Source organism: Pseudomonas sp. TYF_14 (assembly GCF_043105275.1).
Classification (GTDB): domain Bacteria; phylum Pseudomonadota; class Gammaproteobacteria; order Pseudomonadales; family Pseudomonadaceae; genus Aquipseudomonas; species Aquipseudomonas alloputida.
This window is the reverse complement of record NZ_JBICLK010000013.1, coordinates 1-15,073: the sequence shown is the minus strand read 5'-3', so window position 1 is coordinate 15,073 and position 15,073 is coordinate 1. Positions and strand designations below refer to the sequence as shown.

Genomic DNA, 15,073 nt, shown 5'->3' with positions numbered 1-15,073 from the left:
CTCGCAAGCTCCGGTCACATCTGCTGGGTATCATCATGTTACATATTCCCCCGTCACCTGCGACTATCGTGCAGCGGCCCCGAACCGCCGGTCGCCGCTAACATATTGTTCCAATGGCGATGTTTCGCCTTGCTATCGTTTCTGGTTCACAAAGGAAGCTTTCCCGGATGCAGTCCGCCTACACCGTTCTCATCCTGCTGACGCTGGTCAGCCTGTCGAAGCTGGTCGGCCGTGTGATCCCACTGCCATTGCCGCTGGTACAGATTGCCGCCGGTGCCTTGCTGGCGTGGCCGACGCTGGGCCTGCATGTAGCCCTTGACCCCGAATTGTTCCTGTTCCTATTCCTGCCTCCGCTGCTGTTCGCCGACGGCTGGCGCATCCCCAAGCGTGAGTTATGGCGCATTCGTGGCCCGGTAGTGGCGCTGGCCGTGGGGCTGGTGTTGTTCACCGTGGTCGGGGCCGGTTACTTCATCCACTGGTTGCTGCCGAGCATCCCGTTGCCGGTGGCCTTCGCCCTGGCCGCAGTGCTTTCGCCGACCGACGCCGTGGCCGTTTCAGCCATTGCCCAGGACCGCCTGCCCACACCCCTGATGCACATGCTGCAGGGCGAGGCACTGATGAACGATGCGTCGGGCCTGGTAACCTTCAAGTTCGCCTTGGCGGCGGCGATCACCGGGGTGTTTTCGTTGGCTGACGCCAGCTTCAGCTTCGTGTTGGTCGCACTGGGCGGCCTTGCGGTGGGCGTGGTACTGAGTTGGTTGATCGGTCGCCTGCGCATGTGGATGATCACCCGGGGCTGGGACGATCCGGCTACCCATGTGGTGTTCATGTTGCTGCTGCCGTTCGCAGCCTACGTGCTGGCCGAGCGTTTGGGCGTTTCGGGTATTCTCTCGGCAGTGGCGGCCGGCATGATGCAGAGCTGGCTCGACCTGCTGCCGCGTCAGACCAGTACCCGTCTGCTCAACCGCAGTGTCTGGTCGTTGCTGGAGTTTGCCTTCAATGGCCTGATCTTCCTGTTGTTGGGCTTGCAGTTGCCAGACATCATCAAGGCTGTGGTCAGCCACGAAGCGACCCTCTGGCCGACATTGGCCTACCGCTGCCTGGACGTGGTGGCGATCTTTGCCGCACTGATTATGTTGCGGTTCATCTGGGTCCAGAGTATCTGGCGCTCGATCGGTGTGGTCCGTCGCTGGCGCGGCAAGCCGGCACTGGTGCTGATGCCTACGGCGCGTTCCTGCTGGTTGCTGACCTTGGGGGGGGTGCGCGGCGCTGTCACCCTGGCGGGTGTCATGTCGATCCCGTTGCTGATAGGGGCTGGCACCGCTTTCCCGGAGCGTGATCTGCTTATCTTCATTGCTGCGGGGGTAATCCTGCTGTCGTTGATCAGCGCCTGCATCGCGCTGCCGATATTACTGCGCGGGGTGACCAAGAGCCCTGACGAACGCTTGCACCAAGAGGTGCAGGAGGCCTGGCGGCGCACGGCCGAGGCGGCGATTCATGCCTTGGAGGCAGAAGAGGTGATCGACAGCAACGCACCGCAGGATGCTGCGCAGGCAACGTTGGCGACCGAGTTGAAGGCGCGCTTGATGGCTGAATACCGGGATGAGCTGGAAAGCTACGACGACAGTGCTGAAGCCAAAGCCCTGGCCGCACAGATGGACTTGCTGGAGCGGCGTTTACGCTTGCGTGCCCTGAGGGCGCAGCGGTTGGAGCTGTACAACCTGCATCGTCAGCACCTGGTGGGGGATGAGGTGGTGCGGCAAGTACTGGGTGAGCTGGATATGAGTGAGGCGAACCTGGGTTCAGTCAAGTAGACCCTATCAAGGCCCTTCGCGGGCGCGCCCGCTCCCACAGGTACTGCGCTGCGCTTGAAATCAGCGCTGTACCTGTGGGAGCGGGCGTGCCCGCGAAGGGGTTGATCAGCGGTTTTGCAGGAAGGCGCGAATGCGCTCCGCCGCTTCGATGCATTCGGCCAGCGGTGCAACCAGTGCCATGCGCACGCGCCCGGCACCCGGGTTCACCCCATCCACTTCACGCGACAGGTACGACCCCGGTACCACGGTTACATGCTGGGCTTCGAACAGGTCGCGGGTGAACTCGGCATCGTCGCCCGGTACCTTGGCCCACAGGTAGAAACTGCCGTCCGGGCGCTGCACATCCAGTACCGGCTGCAGAATATCCAGCACGGCATCGTATTTGGCGCGGTATTGGTCGCGGTTCTCGCGTACATGCGCCTCGTCCTGCCAGGCGGCGATGCTGGCCAGCTGGGTTTGCACCGGCATCGCGCAGCCGTGGTAGGTGCGGTACAGCAGAAACGGCTTGATGATCTGGGCATCGCCCGCGACGAAGCCCGAGCGCAGCCCAGGCAGGTTGGAGCGCTTGGACAGGCTGTGGAACACCACGCAGCGCGCAAAATCGCTACGACCAAGCTCGGCGCATGCCGACAGCAGGCCTGGCGGTGGCGCATCCTCGTCGAAGTACAGCTCGCTGTAGCACTCGTCGGCGGCGATCACGAAGTCGTGTTCGTCAGCCAGGGCAATCAGCTTCTTCAGGGTGTTCATCGGCACCAGCGCACCGGTAGGGTTGCCTGGCGAGCACAGGAACAGGATCTGGCAACGCTTCCACACCTCGGCCGGTACGGCGTCGAAGTCCGGGTTGAAACCGTTGTTTTCCAGGCAGGGCAGGTAGTGCGGGGTGGCACCGGCCAGCAGCGCTGCGCCTTCGTAGATCTGGTAGAACGGGTTGGGGCTGATCACCAGGCCGTCATCGGCGCGGTTGACCACGGCCTGGGTGAAGGCGAACAGCGCTTCACGGGTGCCGTTGACCGGGAGGATGTGGCGGTCAGCGTCCAGCCAGCCGGCGGGCACGCCAAAGCGTCGTTCGCACCACTGGCCGATGGCCTGGCGCAGGGCTGGCAAACCAAGGGTGCTGGGGTAAACCGCCAGCTTGTCGAGGTTGTCGGCCATGGCCTGGGCGACGAACGCCGGCGATTCGTGCTTCGGCTCACCGATCGACAGGGCGATGGCGCGTTTGTCCGCCGCAGGCTTCACGCTGCCCAGCAGGGCGCGAAGCTTTTCGAACGGATAGGGCTGAAGCTGGGTCAAGGCATGGTTCATCGGCGCAAGGTCTCGTCAATCGTCTAATCGTTAAAAGGTCACGCGGGTCTGGCTGGTGTCGCTACCTTGGCCGGCCTGCAGTTGCTGCACGATGGCTTCCTGCAGGCGGCTGCACAGCTGCGGGTCTGACAGCGGCTGGTTGTCGGCATCGGTAATGAAGAACACGTCTTCTACCCGCTCGCCGAGGGTGGCGATCTTGGCGTTTTGCAGTGACAGGTCGAACTCCAGGAAGATCCGCCCCAGCCGGGCCAGCAGGCCCGGGCGGTCTGGTGCGGTGATTTCGAGGATGGTCACCGGCCGCTGGGCATCGTTGAGGATGGTCACTTGCGGCGGGAAGTCGAAGTGCTTGAGCTGCCGCGGTACCCGGCGCTGGATGATGGTCGGGTAGTCCTCGGGGTTGCGCAGCGCTTCGGTCAGGCCATCGCGAATCTGCTTGACCCGCTGCGGGTTGTCGCCGATCGAGCCACCGTCGTTGTCCAGCACAATGTAGGTGTCGAGGGTGAACTGGCTGCTCGACGTGATGATCCGTGCGTCGTGGATGTTCAGGTTCAACTGCGACATGGCCGCCACCGTCACGGCGAAGAAATCGTGCTGGTCGGGGGCATAGATGAAGATCTGCGTACCGCCTTCGAACTCGCGTTGGGTGGTTTCCTTGATCAGCACCAGCGGCCCGCCATCGGCCGGTTGCTGCAGGATCGCATCCGTGTGCCAGGCGACGTCGGCGGCGGTGTGCTTGAGGAAATAGTCATCGCCCAGTTGCGCCCATAGCTGCTCGACGTCGTCCGGGTCGGTGCCCTCGCGCACCAGGATGTCCAGCGCTGACGACTGGGTCTGGCGAATCTGCTCTTCGCGGTCCAGCGGGTTTTCCAGGCCGCGGCGCAGGGCACGCTTGGTCTCGGTGTACAGCTGGCGCAGCAGGCTGGCCCGCCACGAGTTCCAAAGGCTCGGGTTGGTGGCGTTGATGTCGGCCACGGTCAGTACGTACAGGTAGTCAAGGCGCGTCTCGTCGCCCACGTGCAGGGCAAAGTCGTTGATCACCTGCGGGTCGGACAAGTCCTTGCGCTGAGCGGTGGTCGACATCACCAGGTGGTTCTGCACCAGCCAGACGATCAGGCGGCTGTCCCAGGCCGGCAACTGGTGCCGTTCGCAGAACTTCTGTGCGTCCACTGCACCGATTTCCGAGTGGTCGCCCTGGCGACCCTTGCCGATGTCGTGGTACAGCCCGGCCAGGTAGATCAGCTCGGGTTTGGGCAGGCGCCCCATGAGCTTGCTGGCCAGCGGGAATTTCTCGGACACCGGCGTGTATTGCAGCTTGCGCAGGTGCTTGATGAGGTTGAGGGTATGCGCGTCGACCGTATAGATGTGGAACAGGTCATGCTGCATCTGCCCGACGATCAGGCCGAACTCTGGCAGGTAACGGCCAAGAATGCCGTAGCGGTTCATCCGGCGCAGGTTGCGGTGGATGCCGATTTCGCACTTGAACAGCTCGATGAACAGGCTGGTATTGCGGATATCGGTGCGGAATGTGTCGTCGATCAGGTGGCGGTGTTCGCGAAGCAGGCGCACGGTATCGGCACGCACGCCCTTGATCTCGGGGTGTTGGGCCATCAGCACGAAGATTTCCAGCATGGCGAATGGCGTGCGCTTGAACACGTTCGGATGGGCGGCCTCGATGTAGCCGTCATGCAGGCGGAACCGCGCGTTCAGCGGCTGGGTGCTGCCACTTTCCTCATCGGCGAGGATAACCTCTTCGAAGTGCTGGATGATCAGGTCGCACAGCTGGCTGATGCTCATCACCACCCGGTAGTACTGCTGCATGAACTGTTCGATCGCCCGCTTGGGGTTTTCATCGCTGTAGCCCAGCAGCGTGGCGATGCTGCGCTGGTGGTCGAACAGCAGGCGGTCTTCGGCGCGTCCGGCCAGCATGTGCAGGGCGTAACGGACTTTCCAGAGGAAGTCCTGGGACGAAGCCAGCAGTTCATTCTCGCTTTCCAGCAAGAAGCCTTCGCCGGCCAGTGCGTGCAGGTTGAGCGTCCCGTACTGGCGGCGGGCCACCCACAGGACCGTCTGAATGTCACGCAGGCCACCTGGCGAACCCTTGACGTTGGGTTCGAGGTTGTACTCGGTGTCGTTGTACTTGTGGTGGCGGGCCTTGAGTTCGGCGCGCTTGGCCAGGAAGAACTCCTTGCTCGGCCACATGTGCGCGGTGCTGGTGACTTCCAGCATGCGCTGGCGCAAGGCCTCGGGACCGGCGATGGTGCGGCTTTCCATCAGGTTGGTGATCACCGTCAGGTCGGCGCGGGCCTGTTCGGCGCATTCGTCGACGGTGCGCACGCTCTGGCCGACTTCCAGGCCAATGTCCCACAGCAAGGTCAGAAAGCGCTCGATGGCGTCACGGTACTGCTCGTGCTCGGCTGCGCCCAGCAGAATCAGCAGGTCGATGTCCGAGTGCGGGTGCAGTTCACCGCGCCCGTAGCCGCCCACCGCAACCAGGGCAATGCCGCTCTGGTCGCCCCAGTCGAACTGGTTCCACGCCTGTTGCAGGATATTGTCGACGAGCCAGGCGCGGGCCTCGATCAGCGGGCGGATGTCGCTGCCGGCGCGAAAACGTTTGTCGAGCACCTCGCCGGCCAGGCGGATGGCTTTCTTGAAGGCGGCGATGGGGCTCGCCTTGAGGGCCAGTTCCGCCTGGAACTGGCCACGGTCGAACAGCTCGGGGTCCACCTGGGGCATCGCGTCACGTTCCTGTCGTGGGGTGGCCTGTCGGGGTGCGGTCAGGCCGAAGTGCGCGGGATGGTGTCGTCCTTGCGCAGGGTGAAGATCTCGTAGCCAGTGGCGGTCACCACCAAAGTGTGTTCCCACTGGGCCGAGAGCTTGCGGTCCTTGGTGATGGCGGTCCAGCCGTCGCCCAGCACCTTGGTGTCGGCCTTGCCCTGGTTGATCATCGGCTCGATGGTGAAGGTCATGCCTTCCTTCAGCTCCATGCCCGTGCCAGCGCGGCCATAGTGGAGGATCTGCGGCTCTTCGTGGAACACCTTGCCGATGCCATGACCGCAGAACTCGCGTACCACCGAGAAACCGTTCTTTTCCGCGTGCTTCTGGATCACTTCACCGATGTCGCCCAGGCGGCAGCCCGGCTTGACCAGCTCGATGGCCTTGTACATGCATTCCTGGGTGACCTTGGACAGGCGCTCGGCCCAGACCGGCACGTTACCGACGTGGAACATGCGGCTGGTGTCGCCGTGGTAGCCGTCCTTGATCACGGTGACGTCGATATTGAGCGTGTCACCGTCCTTGAGCGGCTTGTCGTTGGGGATGCCGTGGCAGACCACATGGTTGATCGAGGTGCAGATCGACTTCGGGTAGCCCTTGTAGTTGAGCGGTGCCGGGATGGCCTGCTGAACGTTGACGATATAATCGTGGCACAGGCGGTCGAGCTCTTCGGTGGTGACACCGGGCTTGACGTGTTCTTCGATCATTTCCAGCACTTCGGCGGCCAGGCGGCCAGCGATGCGCATCTTCTCGATGTCTTCTGCGGTCTTGATGGTGACGGTCATTACAGGCTCTCTACGGCGCCGTGCACGGCGCGAACAAACGGGAAAGGCCGGATTCTAGCAGAGCAGGGCGCCGATCGGTCGGGATAAAGGCGGCCATGCTGTTGTCTACAGCTGGCATTCTGGCGCGAAAGCCGGGGTGCTGCAAAAAGTGCTGACAGACGCAACAGTATCCGGGTTCCGTTCGCTCGCGGTCTGTGGTATAAAATGCGCCGCTTTCGGGGACGACCCCGTCAGCACTTAACCCACACACGTGTCGACACGATGACCTGGGTGCCCCGAGTTGCAGAATTCGCGGGTTGGTCATTGGGATACGTGGAGGCCCAACCCGACTTATCAAGGAACTATCATGTCCCAAGTCAACATGCGCGATATGCTGAAGGCCGGTGTGCACTTCGGCCACCAGACCCGTTACTGGAACCCGAAAATGGGCAAGTACATTTTCGGCGCGCGTAACAAGATCCACATCGTCAACCTGGAAAAAACCCTGCCAATGTTCAACGACGCTCTGTCGTTCGTAGAGCGCCTGGCCCAGGGCAAGAACAAGATCCTGTTCGTCGGCACCAAGCGTTCCGCCGGCAAGATCGTCGCCGAGCAAGCAGCTCGTTGCGGTTCGCCGTACGTTGACCACCGTTGGTTGGGCGGCATGCTGACCAACTACAAGACCATCCGCGCTTCGATCAAGCGTCTGCGCGACCTGGAAACCCAGGCCGAAGACGGCACTTTCGCCAAGCTGACCAAGAAAGAAGCCCTGATGCGCTCCCGCGACCTGGAAAAACTGGATCGCAGCCTGGGTGGCATCAAGGACATGGGCGGTCTGCCAGACGCTCTGTTCGTTATCGACGTTGATCACGAGCGCATCGCGATCACCGAAGCCAACAAACTGGGTATCCCGGTCATCGGCGTTGTCGATACCAACAGCAGCCCGGAAGGTGTTGACTACATCATCCCAGGTAACGATGACGCCATTCGCGCTATCGAGCTGTACATGACTTCGATGGCTGACGCAGTCATCCGCGGCCGCAACAACGTTGCCGGCGGCACCGAAGTTTACGCTGAAGAAGCGGCTGCACCTGCTGCTGAGTAATAGGCGCTAGCGTCTACTTGGCACGCAAAAAGGGGGCTTTGCCCCCTTTTTGCCACCTTGAAATCCTGCTGTCAGCATCGGCCCCGCATCATGGGCCTGCTGAAATGAAAACAGCGGATTTGCAGAATTGAACGCCCGTGATTGACGGGTGGAATGGTTGAAAAACTTTCCAAGAGGATTTTGAAATGGCAGCAATTACTGCAGCGCTGGTAAAAGAACTGCGCGAGCGTACCGGCGAAGGCATGATGGATTGCAAAAAGGCCCTGGAAAAGGCCGGCGGCGACATCGAGAAAGCCATTGACGACATGCGTGCCTCGGGCGCCATCAAGGCCGCCAAAAAGGCTGGCAACGTCGCTGCTGAAGGCGCTATCGCCGTCAAGACCGACGGTACTTCCGCCGTCCTGCTGGAAGTGAACTCGCAGACCGACTTCCTGGCCCTGCAAGACGACTTCAAGAACTTCGTGGCCGAAAGCCTCGAAGAAGCCTTCGCCCAGAAGCTGACCGACGCCGCTCCGCTGATCGCCTCGCGTGAAGCTGCTCGTGAAGCCCTGGTTGCCAAGTGCGGCGAGAACGTCAACATCCGTCGCCTGGTGCGCGTTGAGGGTGACGTTGTCGGTGCCTACCTGCACGGCAACAAGATCGGCGCTGTCGTCGTTCTGAAAGGCGGTGACGTGGAGCTGGCGAAGAACATCGCCATGCACGTTGCAGCTTCGAACCCTGAGTTCCTGGATTCGTCGGAAATCTCCGCCGAGGCCATCGAGCGCGAGAAGAATGTCTTCCTGCAGCTGAACGCCGACAAGATCGCCGGCAAGCCGGAAAACATCGTTGAGAACATGATCAACGGTCGTATCACCAAGTTCAAGGCCGAAGCCTCGCTGAAAGAGCAAGCCTTCGTCATGAACCCGGAAATCAAGGTTGGCGAGCTGGCCAAGAAAGCCGGTGCTGAAATCGTTTCCTTCACCTACTTCAAAGTAGGCGAAGGCATCGAGAAGCCAGTCGACGACTTCGCTGCTGAAGTTGCCGCTCAGGTCGCTGCTGCCAAGCAGTAAGACAGCCCCGTCTGTCGCCCCAAAGAGGCTGCCCGCTCACGCGCGCAGCCTCTTTGTCAAAACGGGGAGGGGTTTATACGACTCCCTCTTCGCTGGCACCGAAGCGGTGCCACGCTACAGTTAGCAGGCTGCAAACAGCCCGCACGAATTTTCTAAAAGTACGCCGCAGGAGAGACTCGCAATGGCTCAGCAGGTGAGTGGTCGCCAACCTCGCTATAAACGCATTTTGCTCAAACTTAGCGGCGAGGCCCTGATGGGCTCGGAAGACTTCGGGATCGACCCGAAAGTGCTGGATCGCATGGCGCTTGAAGTTGGCCAGCTGGTAGGGATCGGTGTCCAGGTCGGCCTGGTGATCGGTGGTGGCAACCTGTTCCGCGGCGCCGCGCTCAGCGCAGCCGGCATGGACCGCGTCACGGGTGATCACATGGGGATGCTGGCTACCGTGATGAACGGCCTGGCCATGCGCGATGCGCTGGAGCGCTCGAACATCCCGGCCCTGGTCATGTCGGCCATTTCCATGGTGGGTGTCACCGATCATTACGATCGCCGCAAAGCTATTCGTCACCTCAACTCCGGGGATGTGGTAATTTTCTCCGCCGGTACCGGCAACCCGTTCTTCACCACCGACTCCGCGGCCTGCCTGCGCGCCATCGAAATCGATGCTGACGTGGTGCTGAAGGCGACCAAGGTCGATGGCGTGTACACTGCCGATCCATTCAAGGACCCGCATGCCGAGAAATTCGATCACCTGACCTACGATGAGGTTCTGGATCGCAAGCTGGGTGTGATGGACCTGACCGCAATCTGCCTGTGCCGTGACCACAAGATGCCATTGCGGGTATTCAACATGAACAAGCCTGGCGCCCTGCTGAACATCGTGGTGGGTGGCGCTGAAGGCACACTGATCGAGGAAGGCCAAGCATGATCAACGACATCAAGAAAGACGCGCAGGAGCGCATGGGCAAGTCCATCGAAGCCCTGTCCCGCAACCTGGCTGCAATCCGCACCGGTCGCGCTCACCCAAGCATCCTGGACAGCGTCAAGGTTACCGCCTGGGGTAGCGAAATGCCGCTGAACCAGGTCGCCGCGATCACCGTCGAAGATGCCCGCACCCTGAAGATCGTCGCTCACGACAAGAACCTCAGCGCTGCCATCGAAAAGGCCATCCTCACCTCCGATCTGGGCCTTAACCCGTCCAGCGCCGGTACCACCATCCGTGTGCCGATGCCGGCCCTGACCGAGGAAACCCGCAAGGGCTACACCAAGCAGGCCAGCGGTGTTGCCGAGGATGCCAAGGTAGCCGTGCGCAACGTGCGCCGCGACGCCCTGGCTGACCTGAAAAAGCTGACCAAGGACAAGGAAATCAGCGAAGACGAAGAACGTCGCGCCGCGGACGAGATCCAGAAGCTGACCGACAAGTTCGTCGCCGAAGTGGATGCTGCCTTCAAAGCCAAGGAAAAGGACCTGATGGCCGTCTAAGGCCGGGGTTTTTTAATGGAAAAGACCAAGCCAGCGGCGCCGTCCTCGGTGCCGCGTCATGTCGCGATCATCATGGATGGCAACAACCGCTGGGCGAAAAAACGCCTGCTGCCCGGCGTGGCCGGGCACAAGGCGGGTGTGGATGCCGTTCGCGCGGTCATCGAAGTCTGTGCCAAGTCCGGGGTCGAGGTACTGACCCTGTTCGCCTTCTCCAGCGAGAACTGGCAGCGCCCTGCCGAAGAGGTCGGTGCGCTGATGGAGCTGTTCTTCTCGGCGCTGCGCCGTGAGGCCAAGCGCCTTGACGAGAACAACATCAGCCTGCGCATCATCGGCGACCGTTCGCGTTTCCATCCTGAGCTGCAGGCCGCCATGCGCGAGGCCGAGGCAGTGACCGCTGGCAACAACCGTTTCATTCTGCAGATAGCAGCCAACTACGGTGGCCAGTGGGACATCGCTCAGGCTGCCCAGCGGCTGGCGCGGGAAGTGCAAGCCGGGCACCTGCGCCCGGAAGACATCACCCCGGGTCTGCTGCAGACCTGCCTGGCAACCGGCGACCTGCCGTTACCGGACCTGTGCATTCGCACCGGTGGCGAGCACCGCATCAGCAATTTCCTGTTGTGGCAGCTGGCCTATGCCGAGTTGTACTTCTCCGACCTCTACTGGCCGGACTTCAAACACGAGGCCATGCGCAATGCCCTGGCCGATTTCGCTTCGCGCCAGCGCCGCTTCGGTAAGACCAGCGAGCAGGTCGAGGCTGGAGCTCGTGCTTAATGCTTAAACAACGCATCATTACTGCGCTGATCCTGCTGCCGGTCGCGCTGGGTGGTTTCTTCCTGCTCAATGGCGGGGATTTCGCCCTGTTCATCGGCTTCGTAGTGACCCTCGGTGCCTGGGAGTGGGCGCGCCTTGCCGGGCTGATGGCCCAGCCGCTGCGCATTGCCTATGCAGCGGTGGTCGCGGGGGCGCTGATGCTGCTGCACATCCTTCCGGAACTGGCGCCCTGGGTGCTGGGCGCTGCCGTGATCTGGTGGGGGCTGGCCACCTGGCTGGTGCTTACCTACCCGCGCAGCAGCGACCTGTGGGCCAGTGCGGCCTGTCGGTTGTTGATCGGCCTGCTGGTGTTGCTGCCGGCCTGGCAAGGGCTGGTGCTGCTCAAGCACTGGCCCTTGGGCAACTGGCTGATCCTGTCGGTCATGGTGCTGGTGTGGGCCGCCGACATCGGTGCGTACTTCTCTGGCCGGGCATTCGGCAAGCGCAAGCTGGCTCCGCAGGTCAGCCCGGGCAAGAGCTGGGAAGGCGTGTACGGTGGCCTGGCGGTCAGCCTGTTGATTACCCTGGGTGTCGGCATCAGCCGCGACTGGGGCTTTGGTCAGATCCTGCTGGGCCTGTTGGGCGCTGCGTTGCTGGTGATGTCCTCGGTGGTCGGTGACCTGACCGAGAGCATGTTCAAGCGTCGCTCCGGTATCAAGGACAGCAGCAATCTGCTGCCCGGGCATGGAGGTGTGCTCGATCGCATTGACAGCCTGACTGCCGCAATCCCGGTCTTCGCCGTGCTGTTGTGGGCTGCCGAATGGGGTGTGATGTGAGTCGCCCGCAACGTATAACCGTGCTCGGGGCCACCGGCTCCATTGGCCTGAGCACGCTGGATGTGATTGCGCGTCATCCTGACCGTTATCAAGCGTTTGCCCTCACTGGCTATTCGCGCATCGACGAGCTGTTGGCGCTATGCGTGCGTCATCGTCCGGCCTTCGCTGTGGTGCCGAGCACCGAGGCGGCGGTGAGGTTGCGTGCGAGTCTGGCTGCGGCCGGTTGCACCACCGAGGTGCTGGAAGGTGAGGCCGGGCTTTGCCAGGTGGCGTCGGCCGCTGAAGTGGATGCAGTGATGGCAGCCATTGTCGGTGCTGCCGGCCTGCGCCCCACGCTGGCGGCGGTCGAGGCGGGCAAGAAGGTGTTGCTGGCCAACAAGGAAGCACTTGTGATGTCCGGCGCACTGTTCATGGAGGCGGTGCGGCAAAAGGGTGCCGTGCTGCTGCCGATCGACAGCGAACACAACGCTATCTTCCAGTGCATGCCAGGCGACTACGCCCGTGGCCTGAGTGCCGTCGGTGTGCGCCGGATCCTGCTTACCGCGTCCGGCGGGCCGTTCCGCGAAACGCCGGTCGAGGCGCTGCTGGACGTGACCCCGGAGCAAGCCTGTGCGCATCCCAACTGGTCCATGGGGCGCAAGATCTCCGTGGATTCGGCCAGCATGATGAACAAAGGCCTCGAGTTGATCGAAGCCTGCTGGTTGTTCGATGCCGTGCCGTCCAAGGTTGAGGTGGTGGTGCACCCGCAGAGCGTGATCCACTCGCTGGTCGACTACGTGGACGGTTCGGTACTCGCGCAGTTGGGCAACCCGGACATGCGTACGCCGATCGCCAACGCGTTGGCCTGGCCGGAACGGATCGATTCCGGGGTTGCCCCTCTGGACCTGTTCGCCATCGCCCGTCTGGATTTCCAGGCGCCCGACGAACAACGCTTCCCTTGCCTGCGCCTTGCACGGCAGGCTGCCGAGGCCGGCAACAGCGCGCCTGCCGTGCTCAATGCGGCCAACGAAGTCGCGGTCCAGGCATTTCTTGAACGGCGCATCCGCTTCCCGGAGATCGCGGGTATGATCGAACAGGTACTCGACCAGGAACCCGTCGTACCGCTGCCGTCGCTGGATGCGGTATTTGCCGCCGATCAGCGTGCCCGGGAGCTTTCCCGTGAGTGGCTGAGGCGTCACGGCCGCTGATGCAGGCCCGTCAAGGTTCGTGAGGGGGCTGGGCAGGATGCCGGCCCGCTGAACATCATTCGGAGATGGACATGACAGCGCTCTACATGATTATCGGCACCCTCGTGGCTTTGGGTGTGCTGGTCACTTTCCACGAATTCGGTCACTTCTGGGTGGCGCGCCGCTGCGGCGTCAAGGTGCTGCGTTTCTCGGTGGGTTTCGGCACGCCGCTGCTGCGGTGGCATGACCGCCACGGCACCGAGTTCGTTGTTGCGGTCATTCCTCTGGGTGGCTACGTCAAGATGCTCGACGAGCGCGAAGGCGATGTGCCGCCAGCGCTGGCCGGGCAGTCGTTCAACCGCAAGTCGGTGCGCCAGCGTATTGCGATTGTCGCGGCAGGCCCGATCGCCAATTTTCTGCTGGCTATCCTGTTTTTCTGGGTGCTGGCGATGCTGGGTACCCAGCAAATCCGCCCGGTTATCGGCGCGGTCGACAGTGGCAGCCTGGCAGCATCTGCAGGGCTGACCGCAGGTCAGGAAATCGTTTCTGTAGATGGCAAGCCGACCAACGGTTGGTCGGCGGTCAATTTGCAGCTGGTTCGTCGTCTGGGCGAGAGCGGTACCTTGCAGATTGGCGTGCGCGATGAGGGCGCCAGCGCCGAGCGCCAGCTGCAGGTCAAGCTGGACAGTTGGCTCAAGGGCGCCGACGAGCCGGACCCGATTCAATCCCTGGGACTGCGCCCTTGGCGCCCGGCGATCACCCCGGTGCTGGCCGAGATCGATCCGAAGGGGCCGGCTGCCGCTGCGGGCCTAAAAACCGGTGACAAGCTGCTGGCTCTGGATGATTTGGCAGTGACCGAATGGCAGCAGGTAGTCGACCGCGTGCGCGCCCGCCCGGATGCCAAGGTCGTGGTGCGAGTGGAGCGCGACGGCGCTGCCCTGGAACTGCCGGTGACCTTGGCCCGCAAGGGGGAGGGCAAGGCAGTCGGTGGCTATCTTGGCGCTGGTGTCAAAGGTGGCGAATGGCCTGCCAACATGCTCCGCGAAATCAGCTACGGCCCGCTGGATGCGGTGGGTGAGAGCTTGTCGCGTACCTGGAACATGAGCGTCCTGACCCTTGAATCGCTGAAGAAAATGCTGTTCGGGGAGCTCTCGGTAAAAAACTTGAGTGGACCGATAACCATTGCTAAAGTGGCGGGCGCTTCAGCCCAGTCCGGCGTGGGGGATTTCCTGAATTTCCTGGCCTACCTGAGCATAAGCCTGGGGGTTCTTAACCTGCTGCCCATTCCAGTACTGGACGGGGGGCATTTGCTGTTTTACCTGGTCGAGTGGGCGCGCGGTCGTCCGCTGTCGGATCGGGTGCAAGGTTGGGGGGTTCAGATCGGTATCAGTTTGGTCATAGGGGTGATGTTGCTCGCCCTGATCAACGATCTGGGTCGACTATAAAGCTTCGCTCAATTGCGAACCTGCCGTTCTGTGACGGCAGGTTGTTTATTGCCAGTTGGAATAAAAGGACTTCATGAAACGTCTGCTGCTAACTGCGGTCATGTCCGCACTGATGATCGCTGAAGTTCACGCCGAGTCCTTCACCATCTCCGATATTCGCGTCAACGGCCTGCAGCGGGTTTCCGCTGGCAGTGTGTTCGGTGCCTTGCCGCTGAACGTCGGCGACCAGGCTGACGACCGCCGCCTGGTGGACTCGACTCGTTCCCTGTTCAAGACCGGGTTCTTCCAGGACATCCAGTTGAGCCGCGATGGCAATGTGCTGATCATCAACGTGGTCGAGCGCCCGTCGGTGTCGAGCATCGAGATTGAAGGCAACAAGGCGATCAGCACCGAAGACCTGATGAAGGGCCTGAAGCAATCGGGCCTGGCCGAAGGCGAGATCTTCCAGCGTGCCACCCTCGAAGGTGTGCGTAACGAGCTGCAGCGCCAGTACGTGGCCCAAGGCCGCTACTCGGCCGAGGTCGACGCCGAGGTGGTGCCGCAGCCGCGCAACCGTGTGGCGCTGAAGATCAAGATCAACGAAGGCACCGT

The 15,073-nt window shown here is 62.2% G+C and carries 13 protein-coding genes; 10 read left to right on the top strand and 3 right to left on the bottom strand.

The annotated features are described in order from the left end of the window. The first annotated feature begins 167 nt into the window (after positions 1-167). Positions 168-1,814 (top strand): Na+/H+ antiporter, encoded by a 1,647-nt coding sequence (locus ACF8O8_RS03965; RefSeq protein WP_049587427.1) that lies wholly within the window; start codon positions 168-170, stop codon positions 1,812-1,814. A gap of 105 nt (positions 1,815-1,919) precedes the next feature. On the opposite strand, the gene dapC is transcribed toward ACF8O8_RS03965, so the two are convergent. Genes dapC through map form a run of 3 tightly spaced genes read right to left on the bottom strand, consistent with a single transcriptional unit; the run spans position 1,920 to position 6,673 of the window. Next, positions 1,920-3,116 carry a succinyldiaminopimelate transaminase gene (dapC, locus tag ACF8O8_RS03960; RefSeq protein WP_010952672.1) on the bottom strand — a complete coding sequence of 399 codons (1,197 nt, stop codon included), beginning with the start codon at positions 3,114-3,116 and terminating at the stop codon, positions 1,920-1,922. Positions 3,117-3,146: 30 nt separating this feature from the next. Next, a complete protein-coding gene (locus ACF8O8_RS03955) occupies positions 3,147-5,849 on the bottom strand; it encodes a [protein-PII] uridylyltransferase (protein WP_392509280.1) in 2,703 nt (900 codons plus the stop codon). 41 nt (positions 5,850-5,890) lie between these two features. Then, complete coding sequence (map, locus tag ACF8O8_RS03950; protein WP_003252286.1) at positions 5,891-6,673, bottom strand: type I methionyl aminopeptidase; 783 nt, start codon at positions 6,671-6,673, stop codon at positions 5,891-5,893. Between the two features lie 346 nt (positions 6,674-7,019). Between map and rpsB the strand changes: the two genes are divergently transcribed. From rpsB to ACF8O8_RS03905, 9 genes are all read left to right on the top strand, one after another. Then, positions 7,020-7,757: a 30S ribosomal protein S2 gene (rpsB, locus tag ACF8O8_RS03945; protein WP_003252287.1), complete on the top strand. Its 738-nt coding sequence runs from the start codon at positions 7,020-7,022 to the stop codon at positions 7,755-7,757. Positions 7,758-7,942: 185 nt separating this feature from the next. Continuing rightward, positions 7,943-8,806 carry a translation elongation factor Ts gene (gene tsf, locus ACF8O8_RS03940; protein WP_010952674.1) on the top strand — a complete coding sequence of 288 codons (864 nt, stop codon included), beginning with the start codon at positions 7,943-7,945 and terminating at the stop codon, positions 8,804-8,806. 181 nt (positions 8,807-8,987) lie between these two features. Then, positions 8,988-9,731, top strand: a complete 744-nt coding sequence (pyrH, locus tag ACF8O8_RS03935) for a UMP kinase (protein WP_003252294.1) — start codon at positions 8,988-8,990, stop codon at positions 9,729-9,731. Continuing rightward, positions 9,728-10,285 carry a ribosome recycling factor gene (gene frr / locus ACF8O8_RS03930; protein WP_003252296.1) on the top strand — a complete coding sequence of 186 codons (558 nt, stop codon included), beginning with the start codon at positions 9,728-9,730 and terminating at the stop codon, positions 10,283-10,285. Before pyrH ends, frr begins: the two co-directional genes overlap by 4 nt. 15 nt (positions 10,286-10,300) lie before the next feature. Further along, entirely contained in the window at positions 10,301-11,056 is a 756-nt protein-coding gene (gene uppS / locus ACF8O8_RS03925; protein ID WP_010952675.1) for a polyprenyl diphosphate synthase, read from the top strand. Further along, positions 11,056-11,871, top strand: coding sequence for a phosphatidate cytidylyltransferase (locus ACF8O8_RS03920; protein ID WP_392509279.1), 816 nt, complete (start codon positions 11,056-11,058; stop codon positions 11,869-11,871). The genes uppS and ACF8O8_RS03920 overlap by 1 nt, the downstream gene beginning before the upstream one ends. Next, on the top strand, positions 11,868-13,058 hold the full coding sequence (ispC, locus tag ACF8O8_RS03915) for a 1-deoxy-D-xylulose-5-phosphate reductoisomerase (RefSeq protein WP_049587431.1): 1,191 nt from the start codon (positions 11,868-11,870) through the stop codon (positions 13,056-13,058). The genes ACF8O8_RS03920 and ispC overlap by 4 nt, the downstream gene beginning before the upstream one ends. A 71-nt stretch (positions 13,059-13,129) precedes the next feature. After that, positions 13,130-14,482, top strand: coding sequence for an RIP metalloprotease RseP (rseP, locus tag ACF8O8_RS03910; protein ID WP_350298677.1), 1,353 nt, complete (start codon positions 13,130-13,132; stop codon positions 14,480-14,482). Between the two features lie 73 nt (positions 14,483-14,555). Continuing rightward, on the top strand, positions 14,556-15,073 hold a 518-nt coding region (locus ACF8O8_RS03905), incomplete at its 3' end, for a POTRA domain-containing protein (RefSeq protein WP_392509278.1).